We start from the raw sequence: 15715 nt of genomic DNA, 5'->3' as shown, positions 1-15715 counted from the left end.
GCGCTACTCTTCGCTAAAAGACAGGTGAATCACGTGATACCGCAGTATTTGATTGATTTTGATCTGCAGGATTTACCGGTGATTGAAACGGATGTGATCGTGATCGGTTCAGGTATTGCCGGATTATATACGGCGATTGAAGCGAGTACGGACTGTAGCGTACTGCTCATCACCAAGAAATCACTGTTAGAGAGCAATACGCGATATGCCCAAGGTGGCATTGCGGCTGTAACGGCAGAAGATGACTCTCCTGCGTATCATCGACATGATACGCTTTTGGCAGGTGCTGGCCTATGCTCCTCTGAAGCTGTTGATGTGCTGGTTCATGAAGGTCCGGCCGGTGTGCAGGAGTTAATCCGATTAGGAACCTCCTTTGATGTTGAAGATGGTGAAATTGCTTTGACCAAGGAGGGGGCACATAGCCATAGGCGGATTTTACATGCGAATGGAGATGCAACTGGATATGAAATCGTCCGTGCACTCTCCCTTCAGGTTGAACAGCTTCACAATGTAACGGTGTGGGACGATCATTTTGTTATAGATTTAATTACACAAGACAATGAATGTCTAGGCGCTTTGGTGCAAATGCCAGATGGCAGTCGTGTATTTGTGCGGGGACAGGCGACCGTGTTATGCTCCGGTGGTGCAGGTCAATTGTACCGCTATACAACGAACCCTGAAGTTGCTACATCAGATGGGATTGCAATGGCTTACCGAGCAGGTGCCGAGATTAGAGATATGGAGTTTGTACAGTTTCATCCGACAGCACTCAGCTATCCTGGAGCGCCTAGATTTTTAATATCTGAGGCAGTTCGGGGTGAAGGTGCTTATTTGCGGAATATTAAAGGTGAGCGCTTCATGGAGAAATACCACGAGCTATTGGAACTGGCTCCAAGAGACATCGTAGCCAGAGCTATTGTAAGTGAAATGGAAGAGACACGCTCCACCTTTGTATATCTCGATATTACACATGAGTCACCTGAGATGGTGAAGCATCGTTTCCCAACGATTTATGAGACATGTATGCGTTACGGGCTCGATCTAACAACAGATTGGATTCCCGTATCGCCTGCAGCGCATTATATGATGGGAGGCGTAAAAACAGGTCTTTACGGTGAGAGTAGTATTTCAAGATTATTTGCTTGCGGTGAGGTTTCATCTACGGGTGTGCATGGTGCAAATCGATTAGCGAGCAATTCTTTATCCGAGGCACTTGTTTACGGGCGGAGAATTGTAGAGCAGATCAGGCAATTACCGGTGAATACCTCGGAACCTGTATCCGTATCCTTCAGCTGGGATCGTAAAGATTCGTGCTCACAAGCGATTGTGGAACGCCGGTTGAAGCTGCAAAAAGTGATGGTTCGCTATGTAGGTCTACGCCGAACTCAAGAAACACTGCTTCGGGCGGTAGATGATCTAAACCGACAACTACCACTATTCCACTCGGAACTGACGAAACGGGAGGAGTATGAATTCGCGAATATGCTCACAAGCTCCCTTTTGATTATTCAAGGCGCACTTCGTCGTGAAGAAAGCCGTGGAGCCCATTACCGTGAGGATTTTCCGCTGACGGATAATGAAGGATGGCGTAAGCACATTATTCATGTCCGGGATCAAGGAATGACGGAGGAGTACAGCGATGATGTTTAATGGATATAATGAGAGTCTGGCTGAGAATATCAAGACTTGGCTTCATGAGGACGTCGGATCAGGTGATATTACAACAATGACGACGATTCCACAGGGGCATGAGTCTAAAGCCATTATCCATGCTAAAGAAGGTGGAGTTGTAGCTGGAATGCCGGCTGCTGAACTCGTCTTTCAGATCGTGGATAAGTGTCTTACTTTCAAAGCCCATGTTCAAGATGGTCAGCGGGTAGAAAAGGGAGATATATTAGCGGAGGTTGAAGGCAGCACGCATCGTATTTTGACCGGAGAACGGCTTGCGCTTAATCTTCTACAACGCTTATCTGGCATTGCCACGAAGACGAATGCCTTTGTAAGTGCATTAGAGGGTCTGCCGACTCGCCTTGTAGATACGCGCAAAACAACTCCGGGGCATCGTATGTTGGAGAAGTATGCAGTTCGCGTAGGTGGAGGAGCCAATCACCGTTTTGGCTTGTATGATGCGGTCATGATAAAGGATAATCATATTAAGGGTGCGGGCGGCATCACTGAAGCTGTAAGCAGAGCGAGGAATAATATCCCACACACGATGAAGATTGAAGTCGAAACCGAGTCACTGGTACAGGTCGAGGAAGCCTTATCCGCTGGGGCTGATATTATTATGCTTGATAATATGGATCCTGTTATGATGGCTGAAGCGGTGCAGCGAATAAAGATAGTATCGCCGCATGTTATAACTGAAGCGTCCGGCAATGTTACACTAGAGACGGTTCGCGAAATCGCACAGTCAGGCGTCGACGTCATTTCAGTCGGGAGGTTGACGTATTCTTTTGACAGCTTAGATATCAGCTTAGATTTAAACGCCAAGAAAGGAGGCGGAGCATCATGATTCTTGTTGTAGATGTAGGAAATACAAATATCGTACTGGGTATTTATCAAGACGAGGAACTTCTTCATCATTTTCGGATTAGTACCTCCCGTCAATCTACGGTGGATGAGTACGGTGTATTAATTCATAATCTGTTTCAAATGTCCAATATATTGGTAAGCGAAATAGAAGGGGTTATCGTTTCCTCTGTTGTGCCCCCATTAGTGGGAGTAGTGGAAGAAATGTGCCGTAAGTATATTAAGAAAACTCCGCTTATTGTAGGCCCGGGAATCAAAACAGGTCTGAATCTTCGTTACGAAAATCCGAGAGAGGTCGGAGCTGACCGAATTGTCAACGCGGTAGCGGCGGTCGACAAATATGGTGGCCCCCTCATCGTGGTTGATTTCGGTACGGCAACAACGTTTGATTGTATCGACAGTCATGGTAACTATCTTGGAGGAGCTATTGTTCCGGGTATTGGTATTGCAACCGAAGCGCTTGTTCAGCGCGCCTCTAAGCTCCCACGCGTTGAGTTAGAGAAGCCGAAGAAAGTCATCGGACGTAATACAGTGCATGCCATGCAGGCAGGGATTATTTTTGGCTATGCAGGTCAGGTTGACGGTCTTGTTAGACGTATCAAAGCAGAAATGGAATCAGATCATGTAAAGGTAATTGCAACCGGTGGATTAGCTGAATTAATTGCGAGTGAAACGAACTCCATTGATGAGATTGATTCCATGCTTACTCTGGAAGGGCTGCGTATTATCTACAACCGCAACTAATGTTCTAGTCGTCATTTTCATGAACTGATCAAACCAATCAATATAATGCAGAGTTATATATAACGAGGGCTCTGTTACTTAAGGTTAAGATTTTAACAACAAGAAGTGCGAGGAGGCTGTAAGATGGACAAACATAAAGACCGTATACTCCGAGGAACGGCAATGGGAGGCAAAATCAGAGCTTTTGCGGTTCGTACCACGGACCTGGTTGAGGAGCTACGGCGTAGACATGACACATTTCCCGTCGTAACAGCCGCTTTAGGGCGTACAGTATCAGCTGCTGCTATGATGGGTGCCATGCTAAAAGGTGAAGAGCGTATCAGTATTCAGGTCCGTGGGGATGGCCCGATTGGCTTGATTGCAGCTGAGGCGAATGCATACGGAGAAGTTCGAGGTTATGTGAATAATCCACATGTTGAAATGACAAACATTCGTCCAGGCAAAATGAATGTTGCTGCGGCAGTAGGTACCACTGGGCATATTCATGTCATTAAGGATCTAGGTCTAAAGGAGCCTTACCGTGGTAGTATTCCGATCATATCCGGTGAATTGGCTGAAGATTTCACATATTATTTTGCAGTATCGGAGCAGACGAATTCCGCAGTCAGCTTGGGAGTTCTTGTTGCACCTGATTATACCGTGGCTAACGCAGGTGGATTTATCATTCAACTGATGCCTGGGGTAACGGAAGATGAAATTACGATGCTGGAAAAAGCCCTAAGCGATATTCCACCAGTAACATCGTTGCTGGAAGAAGGGCTTGAGTTGGAAGATATTTTACGCCGAATTCTGCCGGATGTAACGATCTTGGAAGAAACGGAAGTTCGTTTCTCTTGTGATTGCTCTCATGAACGTGTAGAACGCGCATTAATTAGCATGGGGCAGGATGAGCTTGAGAAGATGATTCAAGAGGATCGTAAAGCGGAGGTTACCTGTCACTTTTGTAATGAGGTATACACCTATGATGAAGAACAGCTGAAAACCGTGTTAGAGCGGGCCAAATCTTAACGTATTGGGATGAGCAGCCGAAATGACGAGACAAGAGAAGGGACTATGGGTAACCGTCGTTGTCTTGATTGCAGGTGTGTTATTTATGGGGAGCTGGATGCTGTTCTCCGGGGTTTTATTTCAGGATGGGGATACGGAATCTGAACAAACCCCTCCTGTAGTCGCCTCTATACAAGATAGGGTGATTACAGAAGAAGAATGGACTAGTGAGCTGAAGAAAAGGTACGGCAGCGAAGTGCTTATGACAATGATGAACCGTCAGGTAGTCGAATTGGAGGCTGAAGCTGCAAATATTAAGGTTACTCCTCAAGAGGTTGATCAGGAGTTGGAGCGAATCGGGCAGGGATATGGCTCGAAGGAACAATTTCTTCAAGAAATGGAGCAGCAGCTAGGTCTGTCAGAAGAACTGCTGAAGGCAGAAACAAGTTACCGACTTACCTTGGAAAAAATAGCGACAGCTGATATCAAAGTTGATGATGCGGATATTGATCAATACCTTCATCAGCATCCGGACCAGTTCCGTCCTAAAAAGCAATTGAAATTATCCATCATTAAGGTGGAGAAGGAACCGGAAGCGGAAGCAGTGCTGGATCGGCTGGAGAACGGTGAAGATTTTGCCACCCTTGCCGAAGAAGTCTCTATTGATGAATATACCCGTGATAATGGTGGGCGGATGGGATTCGTCGAAGAAGATGATCCTTTTCAGCCAGAGGCGTTAATGAAGACTGCTCTATCCTTAAGTAAGGGTGATATTGCGGGGCCTATACAATTGGAAGATGGGTATGGAATAGTATATGTTCGCGATATTCTCATTCCTAAAGAACCAGACGAGAACCTAATCCGGGAAACGGTGCGTAAGCAGCTTGCCTTGGAGCAATCTGTTTCGCTTTCAGAGCTTGAGAGTCAGCTTCGAGAAAAATATAGTGCTCGTATCGTGGCTGGAATTCCCTCAGAGCATCCTAATAATTAATAAAACAGGCTTTTGCAGCGGAGTGATTCCCTTGTTGCAAAGGCCTGTTTTTCGTAAACATAGTTACGAGCCATTCTATAACCTGAAATGAAAGCTTTTCTTCGTATTGACAAGGAGAAATAAGGTTGATAATATGAAGTTACAAAAACCTACCGAATTACTCGGATATTAAGAGAGCGTGAGCCGGACGAGATTCATTGCCCGTAGTACCGTTTTCTCAATCATACAACTTAGATAACCGGATATATAGACGAACCGTTAAACGAATCAAGGGAGGGCTTCATTATGGCTAAAGTAGTAAACAGTGTGACAGATTTAATCGGTGGAACACCATTAGTCCGTTTGAATCGAATCGTACCAGAGGACAGTGCAGAAATCTACCTGAAGCTGGAGTACCAGAACCCGGGTTCAAGCGTTAAGGACCGGATTGCTATTAGCATTGTTGAAGAAGCGGAGAAAGATGGCCGTTTGAAGCCAGGCGATACGATTATTGAAGCGACAAGCGGCAACACGGGAATCGGTTTAGCTATGGTAGCTGCGGCGAAAGGTTACAAAGCGATTATTGTGATGCCTGAAACGATGAGTTTAGAGCGGCGCAACCTGCTTCGTGCTTATGGAGCAGAATTGGTCCTTACACCTGGGGCAGAAGGTATGAATGGAGCGGTTAAGAAGGCAGAAGAAATTTTGCGAGAAAATTCCGGATTCTTCATGGCCGAACAGTTTAAGAACTTAGCTAATGTGAAGATCCACCGGGAAACAACCGGTCCTGAAATCGTAGAAGCTATAAATTCCATTGGTGGTTCGCTGGATGCATTCGTTGCTGGGATCGGCACTGGCGGAACAATTACTGGAGCTGGCGAAGTCTTGAAGGAGTCTTTCTCGGACATTAAGATCTATGCTGTTGAACCTGCAGCATCCCCAATCCTTGCGGGCGGTAAACCGGGTCCACATAAAATCCAAGGAATCGGCGCTAACTTCGTTCCTGATATTCTGAATCAAGACGTTTATGATGAGATCATTCATGTTGAGAATGACGATGCTTTCGATACGGCGCGTCGTGTAGCGAAAGAGGAAGGCATTCTTGCAGGGATTTCTTCCGGTGCAGCAGTTCATGCAGCGCTGAAGGTGGCGAAGGAGCTTGGTAAAGGTAAGCGTGTCGTGGCTATCATTCCTAGTAATGGAGAGCGCTACTTGAGCACACCGCTGTACAATTTTGAGTCCTAATATCTTCCATTAAATTTAGGTTTATGACCTTCAATGTATTTATGCATTGGAGGTCTTTTCTGTTGAGATGAATATTCTTCGTAAAAGGCGATACAAATCACCTCAAAATAAATACAGTGATAGGGTGGTTTCGGGGTTTTCAAGTGGGGCAGGATACAGTATACTGACAGGCAACAGAACAGGCTTATGCGGATTAGGAGGACAAGCATGGATAGAAAGATAGAGCTAGCTCAATGGCTTGAGTGGGTGGAAGAGGGCTGGTCCGTGCTGCCTTATGTAGTTCAATATCAGGGGTGGAAGAAAGGATTGCCATCAACTTGGAAAAAAGCATGGAAGCATGCTTCACCGTACGCTTTCGTGCTGGAAAGTGGAAAGACCGGAAGGTACACTTATTTGGGGTTAAATCCCGTATCGATACTACAGGGAACAGGGCAGCAAGGTGAGATCACGGATTTGCGAGAAGGACAGACAACGCATGTCGAAGGAAAGCCACTTGAGCTTTTGGAGCGTTGGATGAGTGGACTTCGTTCACCACGAGTGTCTGGATGGCCTGACTTCCGTGGAGGTTGCGCTGGCTTTTTAGGATATGATGTGATCAAGTCACTTGAGGATCTACCCGTAATTGCACACAATGACGCGGGGTTTCCAGATTATTTATGGATGCGGATGGAAGAAGTGTGGATCTATGATCATGAGCAGCAGGTAGTGTATTGTGCTGTGCATGTGCCGTGGAAGCAGAACGAGGACAATGTTGATAATAAGACCGTAATTAAGAAGTTATATGAGGAAGCCATTGTAAGGGCAGAGAATATGTTGAAGCAGTGGAATGAGCTACTCGGTGCTTCTGCCTCTGAACAAGAGCAGTTAGAAGAGAAAACTCAGTTGCTAGCTCGGCAACAAAGAGCAGCGTCACTTTCAGGCCCGTATGTAGAAGGCTGGGACAAGCTCACAAGTGATTTTTCGCAGGAGGATTTTCAACGGGCGGTACTTTCAATTCAGGAGTATATTCGTCAAGGGGATGTATTTCAGGTGAATCTTTCGCTTCGAAGACATCTTAAGTTAAATGCAGATCCTGCGGACGTCTATGAGTGGTTAAGATTATTGAATCCATCACCCTACATGGGTTACATTACATCACCTGGATTTACCCTTGCCAGTGGTTCGCCAGAGTTGTTAATTAAGTTGGACGGAGATACGGTTTCAGCCAGACCCATTGCAGGTACACGCAGGCGGGGATCAGGACCTGAAGAAGATGCAGCGATGGAGGCCGAGTTGACCGGCAATGAAAAAGAACGGGCAGAGCATATCATGCTCGTTGATCTTGAGCGCAATGATATCGGGCGTATTGCTGCCTATGGTACGGTACATGTCCCTGAGCTAATGACTGTTGAGCGTTACTCTCATGTTATGCATCTTGTATCTCAGGTTGAAGGTCAGATCGCGAAGGATAAGGGAGTGTATGATGTCATTGCAGCCACCTTCCCAGGTGGAACTATCACGGGTGCACCCAAAATTCGAACAATGGAAATTATTGAAGAGTTAGAGCCAGTTACGAGAGGACCTTACACGGGCTCCATGGGCTGGATTGATTATAATGGTGATATGGAACTGAATATAATTATTCGTACTTTGGCTGTTCAAGAGGGCACGGGGTATATTCAGGCTGGAGCAGGTATTGTTATCGATTCAGATCCATATCGAGAGTACCGAGAATGCCATAATAAAGCGAAAGCATTGATTGCAGCAGTAATGTGCAGTGAAGAGGAAGCCGTAATAACCGCGGCAAAATAGGGGGAGTATACCATGATTCTTGTCATCGATAACTACGATTCATTTACTTACAATCTCGTACAATATTTAGGGGAGCTCGGCGAAGAAGTAAAAGTGTTTCGCAATGATGAGATTGATATTGCCGGAATAAAAACTTTGGCGCCCGATCATATTTTAATCTCACCAGGCCCTTGTACGCCGAATGAGGCGGGGGTTAGTCTTGAAGTAATTGAACATTTCAAAGGAAGTATCCCTATCTTCGGTGTTTGTCTAGGTCATCAGGCGATCGGACAAGCATTTGGAGGAAAGGTCATTCGGGCTGAGCGACTCATGCATGGAAAGACCTCCCCGATACATCATCTTGGTACATCCGTATTTGAAGGGTTACCCATTCCTTTTACGGCAACACGTTACCATAGCTTGCTCGTGGAAAAAGAAAGTCTGCCGGATTGCCTTGAAGTCACGGCTTGGACAGAAGAAGGCGAAATTATGGGACTTCGGCATAAGGAGTACGCAGTTGAGGGTGTACAGTTCCACCCTGAATCAATCATTACCGATCATGGTCACCAGATGCTTCGCAACTTCTTAAAACGTAAGGCGGGAGCCAAAGCATGAGATTTATGGGAGTTGATGGCCGTGTTGTAGACACGGCCGAGGCCGTGGTATCCGTTATGGATCACGGTCTTTTATATGGGATGGGCTTGTTTGAGACGTTCCGTACCTATCAAGGAGAACCCTTTTTATTGGAGCGGCATTTAAAAAGACTTGCGGAAAGCTGTGAACTGCTAGGTATCGTATATGATCCAGATCCTAAATACGTGCGAGAATGGATCGTAGAGCTTTTGTCAGCTAATCAGCTTGAGGATGCTTATATTCGCTATACCGTAACAGCAGGAGTGGAAGCACTAGGCCTTCCTTCCGGTAATTATGTAAATAAGACGGAGCTTCTGTATGTAAAGGCACTACCGGTAATACCAGCTTCTCTATATACAGAAGGCAAGGCATTGCAGCTCCTGGGTACACCACGCAATACACCGGAGACACCAGTACGCATGAAGTCGCTTCATTATATGAACAATATTATGGCGAAGCGTGAACTTCAGCGTTATCCTGATGCCATTCGGTTAGGAGCTGAAGGGCTCATGCTAACTGAGAAGGGTGAGTTGGCTGAAGGTATTGTGAGCAATCTTTTTTTTATCAAGGATGGAAAGCTGCATACACCGGATGTAGGAACAGGTATTTTGCCTGGTATAACCCGTGCTATAGTGTTAGAACTAGCCCAAACCCTTGGTATTAATACAGAAGAGGGCCGGTTTACATGGGATGACTTGATTCTTGCGGATGAGATATTTACGACAGGTTCTGTGCAGGAGCTTATGCCAGTGACTAGCCTTTTAAGACAAGGAGAAGAGCCGGTGATCGTGGGCAAAGGGCTTGCAGGACCTATCACAACATGTTTAATAAAAGCTTACCGGCAGAAAGCAGGAGTGTAGATGAAGACAACCATATATGAGCAGACCTATCTGTGCGGAGACACAAAGCTTGAGTTAGGTCAGTCTACATTAATCATGGGTATTTTGAATGTGACCCCTGACTCTTTTTCCGATGGAGGTCGTTACAATGAAACAGACCTTGCTGTGAAGCATGCTCTTCAATTGGTTGCAGAGGGTGCAGATATTATAGACATCGGCGGGGAGTCAACAAGACCTGGTCACGATAAGATTAGTGTCGATGAAGAGCTGGCACGGGTGATACCCGTGATCGAAGCTATACACCGGGAAGCGCCACATATTCCGCTCTCTATAGATACATACAAAGCTGAGGTAGCACGTCAGGCGATCGAAGCGGGTGCCCATATTATTAATGATGTTTGGGGATTCAAGGAAGACCCCAATATGGCAGGAGTAGCTGCTGCATTGGATTGTCCTGTGATCCTCATGCATAATCGTAAGAACCAAAACTACACCAATTTAATTGAAGATATGAAGTCTGACCTGATGGAAAGTGTGAATATAGCACTGGGTGCTGGAGTGAAACGCAGCCGTATTATTTTGGACCCGGGAATTGGTTTTGCAAAAGGTTATGAGGAGAATATGAAAGTGATGATGTCACTAGATGAACTCGTCAGCCTCGGTTATCCAGTTCTGTTGGCCACCTCACGCAAGAAATTCATCCGTACGGCACTGGATTTGCCAGTAGATGATGTAATTGAAGGTACGTCAGCCACGGTTGCATATGGAATTGCACAAGGTTGTCAGATTGTTCGAGTTCATGATGTGCAGGAAATCAAGCGAACAACACGTATGTGTGATGCGATGTTGTATGCTTCACCGGGATTGAAGCGGGTATAATAGAACAAGAAATCCATGGAAGGGTGGATATAAGAATGGACAAGATGATTTTACGCGGAATGGAGTACTATGGTTACCACGGCGTTTTTGAAGAAGAAAGAAAGCTGGGACAGCGGTTTTATGTTGATCTTGAGTTAGAGATGGATTTGAGTCGAGCAGGAAAAAGCGATGATTTGAGCCAAACGGTAAATTATGCAGAGATCCATGAGTTACTTCAAGGAATTATGCGGACCGAGTCTTTTAAGCTCATCGAAGCTTTAGCGGAGCATATTGCATCCAAGGTGCTTGACACTTATACTAGTATCGATGCTTTAACGGTTAAGTTGACTAAACCACATCCACCGTTTGACATTCATTTTGAAGGTGTTACTGTAGAGCTGCACCGGACTAGAAAGTGAGAATAACCATGAACCCACATGATACCTCTGAGACATCAGAGGCTTATATTGCTTTAGGGGCTAATTTAGGAGACCGGGAAGCGACGCTTTTTGAAGCCCTGGAACTGCTTGATTTACAGCCTGGTGTTACCGTGCTTCGTTGCTCGAACTTATACGAAACGGAACCTGTTGGTTATGTTGATCAGCCGATGTTCTTAAATATGGCAGCTGCCGTGTCGACTACGCTAGAGCCTCATTCTTTGTTAGCAGTCATGCAGCAGATCGAGGCGCGGTTAGGTCGGGTACGCTACATCCTCAATGGGCCCCGCACAGTCGATCTCGATCTTTTGTGGATGGAAGGACAACTATTAGATACACCGGATTTAATTCTTCCTCATCCACGTATGCTGGAAAGGGCGTTTGTATTAATGCCGCTGGCGGATATTGTTCCAGAGCATGAGCCCTCCGGGTTGTACACCACGGTTAGGACAGCAATTGAAAAACTGCGTGGAAAGGAAGGAATACAACTTTGGAGAACATGCAGCTGGCGAACCGCATCCGCGCTTTCCGAAAGTTAAAGGGGCTTACCCAACAGGAGCTTGCAGCACGTACAGGCATTTCTCTGGCTGTACTCGGGGCAATTGAGCGTGGAAATCGACGTACAGAGGAACAAATTTTAGTTAAAATTGCGGAGGCCTTGGACATAACTATACAAGAGTTAAAGGAACGCGGTTGAGTTGAAATAGATAAATGGTGCATAAAGGAGTGAAATAAGGTCATGTTGAAAATTGGAGACGTCGAGATGAAGAATCAGGTCGTCCTTGCTCCAATGGCAGGTGTCTGTAACCCGGCTTTTCGCCTAATTGCCAAAGAGTTCGGTACCGGTCTTGTCTGTGCGGAGATGGTAAGCGGCAAGGCTATCTTACATGGCAACAAGCGGACGCAAGAAATGTTGTTTGTTGACGAACGTGAGAAGCCTTTGAGCTTGCAGATTTTTGGAGGAGATCGGGATTCTCTTGTGGAAGCAGCAAAAGTGGTCGACCAGCAGACCAATGCAGACATTATCGACATCAATATGGGTTGCCCTGCACCGAAGGTAACTAAAATTGATGCAGGAGCACGCTGGCTACTTGACTCCAATAAAATTTATGAAATGGTGTCAGCTGTTGTCGATGTCGTTAACAAACCGGTTACGGTTAAAATGCGCACAGGATGGGACAGCGATCATATCTTTGCAGTTGAAAATGCATTAGCTGTTGAACGAGCTGGAGGTCAAGCCGTTAGTGTTCACGGCCGTACGCGTGAGCAGCTGTATACGGGTCATGCAGACTGGGACATTATAAGACAGGTTAAGGAAGCTGTATCGATTCCTGTCATTGGCAATGGAGATGTAGTGACTCCAGAAGATGCTCGGCGTATGCTAACTGAGACAGGCTGCGATGGTGTGATGATCGGACGTGGAGCGCTCGGGAACCCTTGGATGTTATATCGTACTGTCGAATATTTGAAGACAGGAGAGCTTCTTCCTGATCCTTCACCTCAAGAGAAGATCCGGATTGCGATCTTGCATATGGACAGACTGATTGCCATTCGACAAGAAGACGTTGCGGTCCGTGAAATGAGAAAGCATCTGTCTTGGTATTTGAAGGGTCTTAAAGGTTCTGCGCGGATTAAAGATGAAATCATGGAAGGAACCAAGCGTGACGAGATGGTGAGGCTTTTAACGAACTTTGTCGATCAGCTAGAGACAACGACGTCAGAAGATACGACGGAAAGTACTTACCCACAGGCAGCTTCCGCGATGTAAAGAATGGAATGTCCTATTGGTAACTTGAGGCGAACGATAGCGTTTTCATTCGTACGAGAGCGTTCATTGACTTTTTGAAATGGTTACCATATAATTTTTCAGTATAAATTCGCCTTGATATACAGTAAGCATCAGGGGAGTTCTGTTCCCCGAAGATTCGCATATAGTATGGTGGTATGGTGATTTAAATTATCTACATGACAGGAGAATCGGTTAAGATGAGCGATAAAGAAGTCATTCTCACACAGGACGGTCTGAAGAAACTGGAGGACGAACTCGAGAATCTAAAGTCCGTTAAAAGGCGTGAAGTCGCGGAGCGTATCAAAGTTGCCATCGGTTATGGTGATATTAGCGAAAACTCCGAATACGAAGATGCCAAGAACGAACAAGCCTTTATCGAAGGCCGTATCATTACGCTGGAAAAGATGCTCCGCAACGCACGTATCATTAATAATGACGATATTAATACCGATGTTGTAGGTGTCGGTAATACGGTCATTGTTGAGGATATGGAATTTGGTGACACAATGGAATATACCATTGTCGGAACTGCGGAATCTGATCCGCTCAACAATAAGATTTCCAACGAGAGCCCTGTCGGCAAAGCAATTATTGGCAAGGCAAAAGGATCAGTGGTCGACGTTAATGTACCGGCCGGCGTCATTCAATATAAAATCGTAGAAATTAAGAAGTAAGTTGGAATGAGCGTGGAAGCTTCCTTCGGGGGGCTTTTTTCGCTATTTGTATAGAGGCTAGTGAATGAATTGAAACATTTGAATTGTTTTGTTGCTTGTACGGTCCGGATACCGGCCGAGAGAATGAAGGAGATGAATCGACAATGACGGAAGAAATCAACAACCAGGAACAAGAGCAGGAACTAAGTGAACTGTTACAGATTCGCCGCAATAAATTGGACGAGCTGCGCAAGCTTGGTATCGATCCTTTTGGTGGGAAATATGAAAGAACAGATCATGCTGGTGATATCCTGAAGCAGTATGACGCATTAACAAAAGAAGAGCTGGAAGAGAAGCAGGTTGAAGTGAACCTTGCTGGTCGCATCATGGCGAAGCGGGGCATGGGTAAAGCATCTTTTGCTCATATTCAGGACCTTAGCGGACGGATCCAGATCTATGTGCGTCAGGACTCAATTGCTGAGGATAAGTATCAGGCTTTCAGTATTTTGGATCTAGGCGACATCATTGGTGTAAGTGGCACACTCTTCAAGACCAAAACAGGTGAAACCACGATTAAGGTTAAAAACCTGGAAGTTCTCTCGAAGTCGCTGTATCCCCTTCCTGAGAAGTTCCACGGTTTGAAAGATGTAGAACTTCGTTACCGTCAACGTTACGTCGATCTCATCATTAATCCGGAAGTACAGAAGACGTTCATCACCCGTTCGAGAATCATTCAATCGATGCGTCGCTATTTAGATTCACTGGGCTTTTTGGAAGTGGAGACTCCAACTCTTCATGCTATAGCAGGTGGTGCAGCAGCAAAACCATTTATTACGCATCACAATGCGCTTGATATGGAATTATACATGCGTATTGCGATTGAACTTCACCTTAAACGTCTAATCGTAGGCGGCTTGGAAAAGGTTTATGAAATCGGACGTGTTTACCGGAATGAGGGTGTTTCAACACGCCATAATCCAGAGTTTACGTTGATCGAGCTGTATGAAGCATATGCGGACTATAAAGATATTATGGCACTGACAGAAAATCTTATTTCCCATATCGCTCAAGAGGTTCTAGGAACTCAAGTGATTACGTACCAAGGTCAGGAAATCGATCTGACACCGCAGTGGCGCCGCGTATCTATGGTAGATGCAGTTAAAGAGGTAACAGGAGTAGACTTTGGCGTCCAAATGACAAATGAAGAAGCTCATGCTTTGGCAAAAGAACATAAAGTTCCTGTTGAGAAGCACATGACATTTGGTCATATTCTGAATGCATTCTTTGAGCAGTTTGTTGAAGAGACACTTATTCAGCCAACGTTTGTAACGGGTCATCCAGTGGAAATTTCTCCACTTGCGAAGAAGAATGATGAAGATCCGCGCTTTACGGATCGTTTCGAACTATTCATCGTGGCACGTGAGCATGCTAATGCATTCTCTGAACTTAATGATCCGATTGACCAACGTCAACGTTTTGAGGGCCAGATGAAGGAAAAAGAGCAAGGCAACGATGAGGCACATGATATGGACGAAGATTTCCTACGTGCGCTTGAGTACGGTATGCCACCTACAGGCGGACTGGGTATCGGAATTGACCGCTTGATTATGTTGCTAACGAATGCTCCATCGATTCGTGATGTACTGCTGTTCCCACACATGCGGAACCGTTAATTACAATAAGATAAGAAGGAACAGCCTCTGCTATTTAATTAGTAGGTGCTGTTCCTTTTCTTCTATATACAGTGAAAATGAAATAACAAATGAAGAAGAGATTATCTAGAGGTATACTACTACCTGTAGAAGTGGATATGAATGCAACAATTTTGAGGTCTAATGCTATATAGTAAGGAAGAGGGTTAAACGAATAGCAAGCTCATTTGAGAAATATATAAATGTATTATTTTACCTGATAATAAAAAACGATAAAGGGTTGCATTATACTCCACTCCCATGGTATATTATATTTCCGGCCGAGAGATGCGGACGGCGCACGAAACGAAAAGAGACAAGCTTACAGGAATTAAGAAAAATTAATTCAAAATAAAGCTTGCTTAATTCGAAAGAGTGTGATAAGATATAAAAGTTGCTGCGGCGAACGAGATTCGCGAGTGACACTGAAGAATTGACCTTTGAAAACTGAACAACGAGTGAGTTAAACCGATCTTACTTCGGTAAGATCAAATGAGAATTTTTAATTCTCGTCAGTTTTTCTAAATGAGCGAATCGCTCTTTTCATTAACTTTAATGGAGAGTTTG

Annotated in this window: 16 protein-coding genes; all 16 read left to right on the top strand. The window is 45.3% G+C overall.

The genetic code is table 11. The features are described from left to right. The first annotated feature begins 33 nt into the window (after positions 1–33). Positions 34–1650, top strand: a complete 1617-nt coding sequence (nadB, locus tag AC3WJJ_RS24800; protein ID WP_492544797.1) for an L-aspartate oxidase — start codon at positions 34–36, stop codon at positions 1648–1650. Next, positions 1640–2515 carry a carboxylating nicotinate-nucleotide diphosphorylase gene (gene nadC, locus AC3WJJ_RS24795; protein ID WP_492544721.1) on the top strand — a complete coding sequence of 292 codons (876 nt, stop codon included), beginning with the start codon at positions 1640–1642 and terminating at the stop codon, positions 2513–2515. The genes nadB and nadC overlap by 11 nt, the downstream gene beginning before the upstream one ends. Then, positions 2512–3276 (top strand): type III pantothenate kinase, encoded by a 765-nt coding sequence (locus AC3WJJ_RS24790; protein ID WP_492544719.1) that lies wholly within the window; start codon positions 2512–2514, stop codon positions 3274–3276. The genes nadC and AC3WJJ_RS24790 overlap by 4 nt, the downstream gene beginning before the upstream one ends. Before the next feature lie 123 nt (positions 3277–3399). Then, entirely contained in the window at positions 3400–4284 is an 885-nt protein-coding gene (hslO, locus tag AC3WJJ_RS24785; protein ID WP_492544717.1) for an Hsp33 family molecular chaperone HslO, read from the top strand. Positions 4285–4306: 22 nt separating this feature from the next. Then, a complete protein-coding gene (locus AC3WJJ_RS24780; protein ID WP_492544715.1) occupies positions 4307–5254 on the top strand; it encodes a peptidyl-prolyl cis-trans isomerase in 948 nt (315 codons plus the stop codon). A 285-nt stretch (positions 5255–5539) separates the two neighbouring features. Further along, entirely contained in the window at positions 5540–6478 is a 939-nt protein-coding gene (gene cysK, locus AC3WJJ_RS24775; protein ID WP_422659038.1) for a cysteine synthase A, read from the top strand. Between the two features lie 207 nt (positions 6479–6685). Beyond that, positions 6686–8269 (top strand): anthranilate synthase component I family protein, encoded by a 1584-nt coding sequence (locus AC3WJJ_RS24770; RefSeq protein WP_492544713.1) that lies wholly within the window; start codon positions 6686–6688, stop codon positions 8267–8269. Between the two features lie 12 nt (positions 8270–8281). Further along, complete coding sequence (gene pabA / locus AC3WJJ_RS24765) at positions 8282–8863, top strand: aminodeoxychorismate/anthranilate synthase component II (protein WP_492544711.1); 582 nt, start codon at positions 8282–8284, stop codon at positions 8861–8863. Further along, positions 8860–9741 (top strand): aminotransferase class IV, encoded by an 882-nt coding sequence (locus tag AC3WJJ_RS24760; RefSeq protein WP_492544709.1) that lies wholly within the window; start codon positions 8860–8862, stop codon positions 9739–9741. Before pabA ends, AC3WJJ_RS24760 begins: the two co-directional genes overlap by 4 nt. Further along, positions 9742–10599, top strand: coding sequence for a dihydropteroate synthase (gene folP / locus AC3WJJ_RS24755; protein ID WP_492544707.1), 858 nt, complete (start codon positions 9742–9744; stop codon positions 10597–10599). Between the two features lie 35 nt (positions 10600–10634). Further along, positions 10635–10997: a dihydroneopterin aldolase gene (folB, locus tag AC3WJJ_RS24750; protein ID WP_422659043.1), complete on the top strand. Its 363-nt coding sequence runs from the start codon at positions 10635–10637 to the stop codon at positions 10995–10997. Positions 10998–11005: 8 nt separating this feature from the next. Continuing rightward, a complete protein-coding gene (gene folK, locus AC3WJJ_RS24745; protein WP_492544705.1) occupies positions 11006–11554 on the top strand; it encodes a 2-amino-4-hydroxy-6-hydroxymethyldihydropteridine diphosphokinase in 549 nt (182 codons plus the stop codon). Then, a complete protein-coding gene (locus AC3WJJ_RS24740; protein WP_492544704.1) occupies positions 11506–11712 on the top strand; it encodes a helix-turn-helix domain-containing protein in 207 nt (68 codons plus the stop codon). The genes folK and AC3WJJ_RS24740 overlap by 49 nt, the downstream gene beginning before the upstream one ends. Before the next feature lie 42 nt (positions 11713–11754). Further along, positions 11755–12783, top strand: a complete 1029-nt coding sequence (gene dusB, locus AC3WJJ_RS24735; protein ID WP_492544703.1) for a tRNA dihydrouridine synthase DusB — start codon at positions 11755–11757, stop codon at positions 12781–12783. Between the two features lie 218 nt (positions 12784–13001). Next, entirely contained in the window at positions 13002–13478 is a 477-nt protein-coding gene (greA, locus tag AC3WJJ_RS24730) for a transcription elongation factor GreA (protein WP_492544702.1), read from the top strand. A gap of 143 nt (positions 13479–13621) precedes the next feature. Continuing rightward, positions 13622–15130, top strand: coding sequence for a lysine--tRNA ligase (lysS, locus tag AC3WJJ_RS24725; RefSeq protein ID WP_422659048.1), 1509 nt, complete (start codon positions 13622–13624; stop codon positions 15128–15130). The last annotated feature ends 585 nt before the right edge of the window (positions 15131–15715 follow it).

Source organism: Paenibacillus sp. FW507-14B1B (assembly GCF_058781425.1).
Note: the sequence above shows the minus strand (reverse complement) of the source record. Positions and strands in the feature narration are given on the sequence as shown.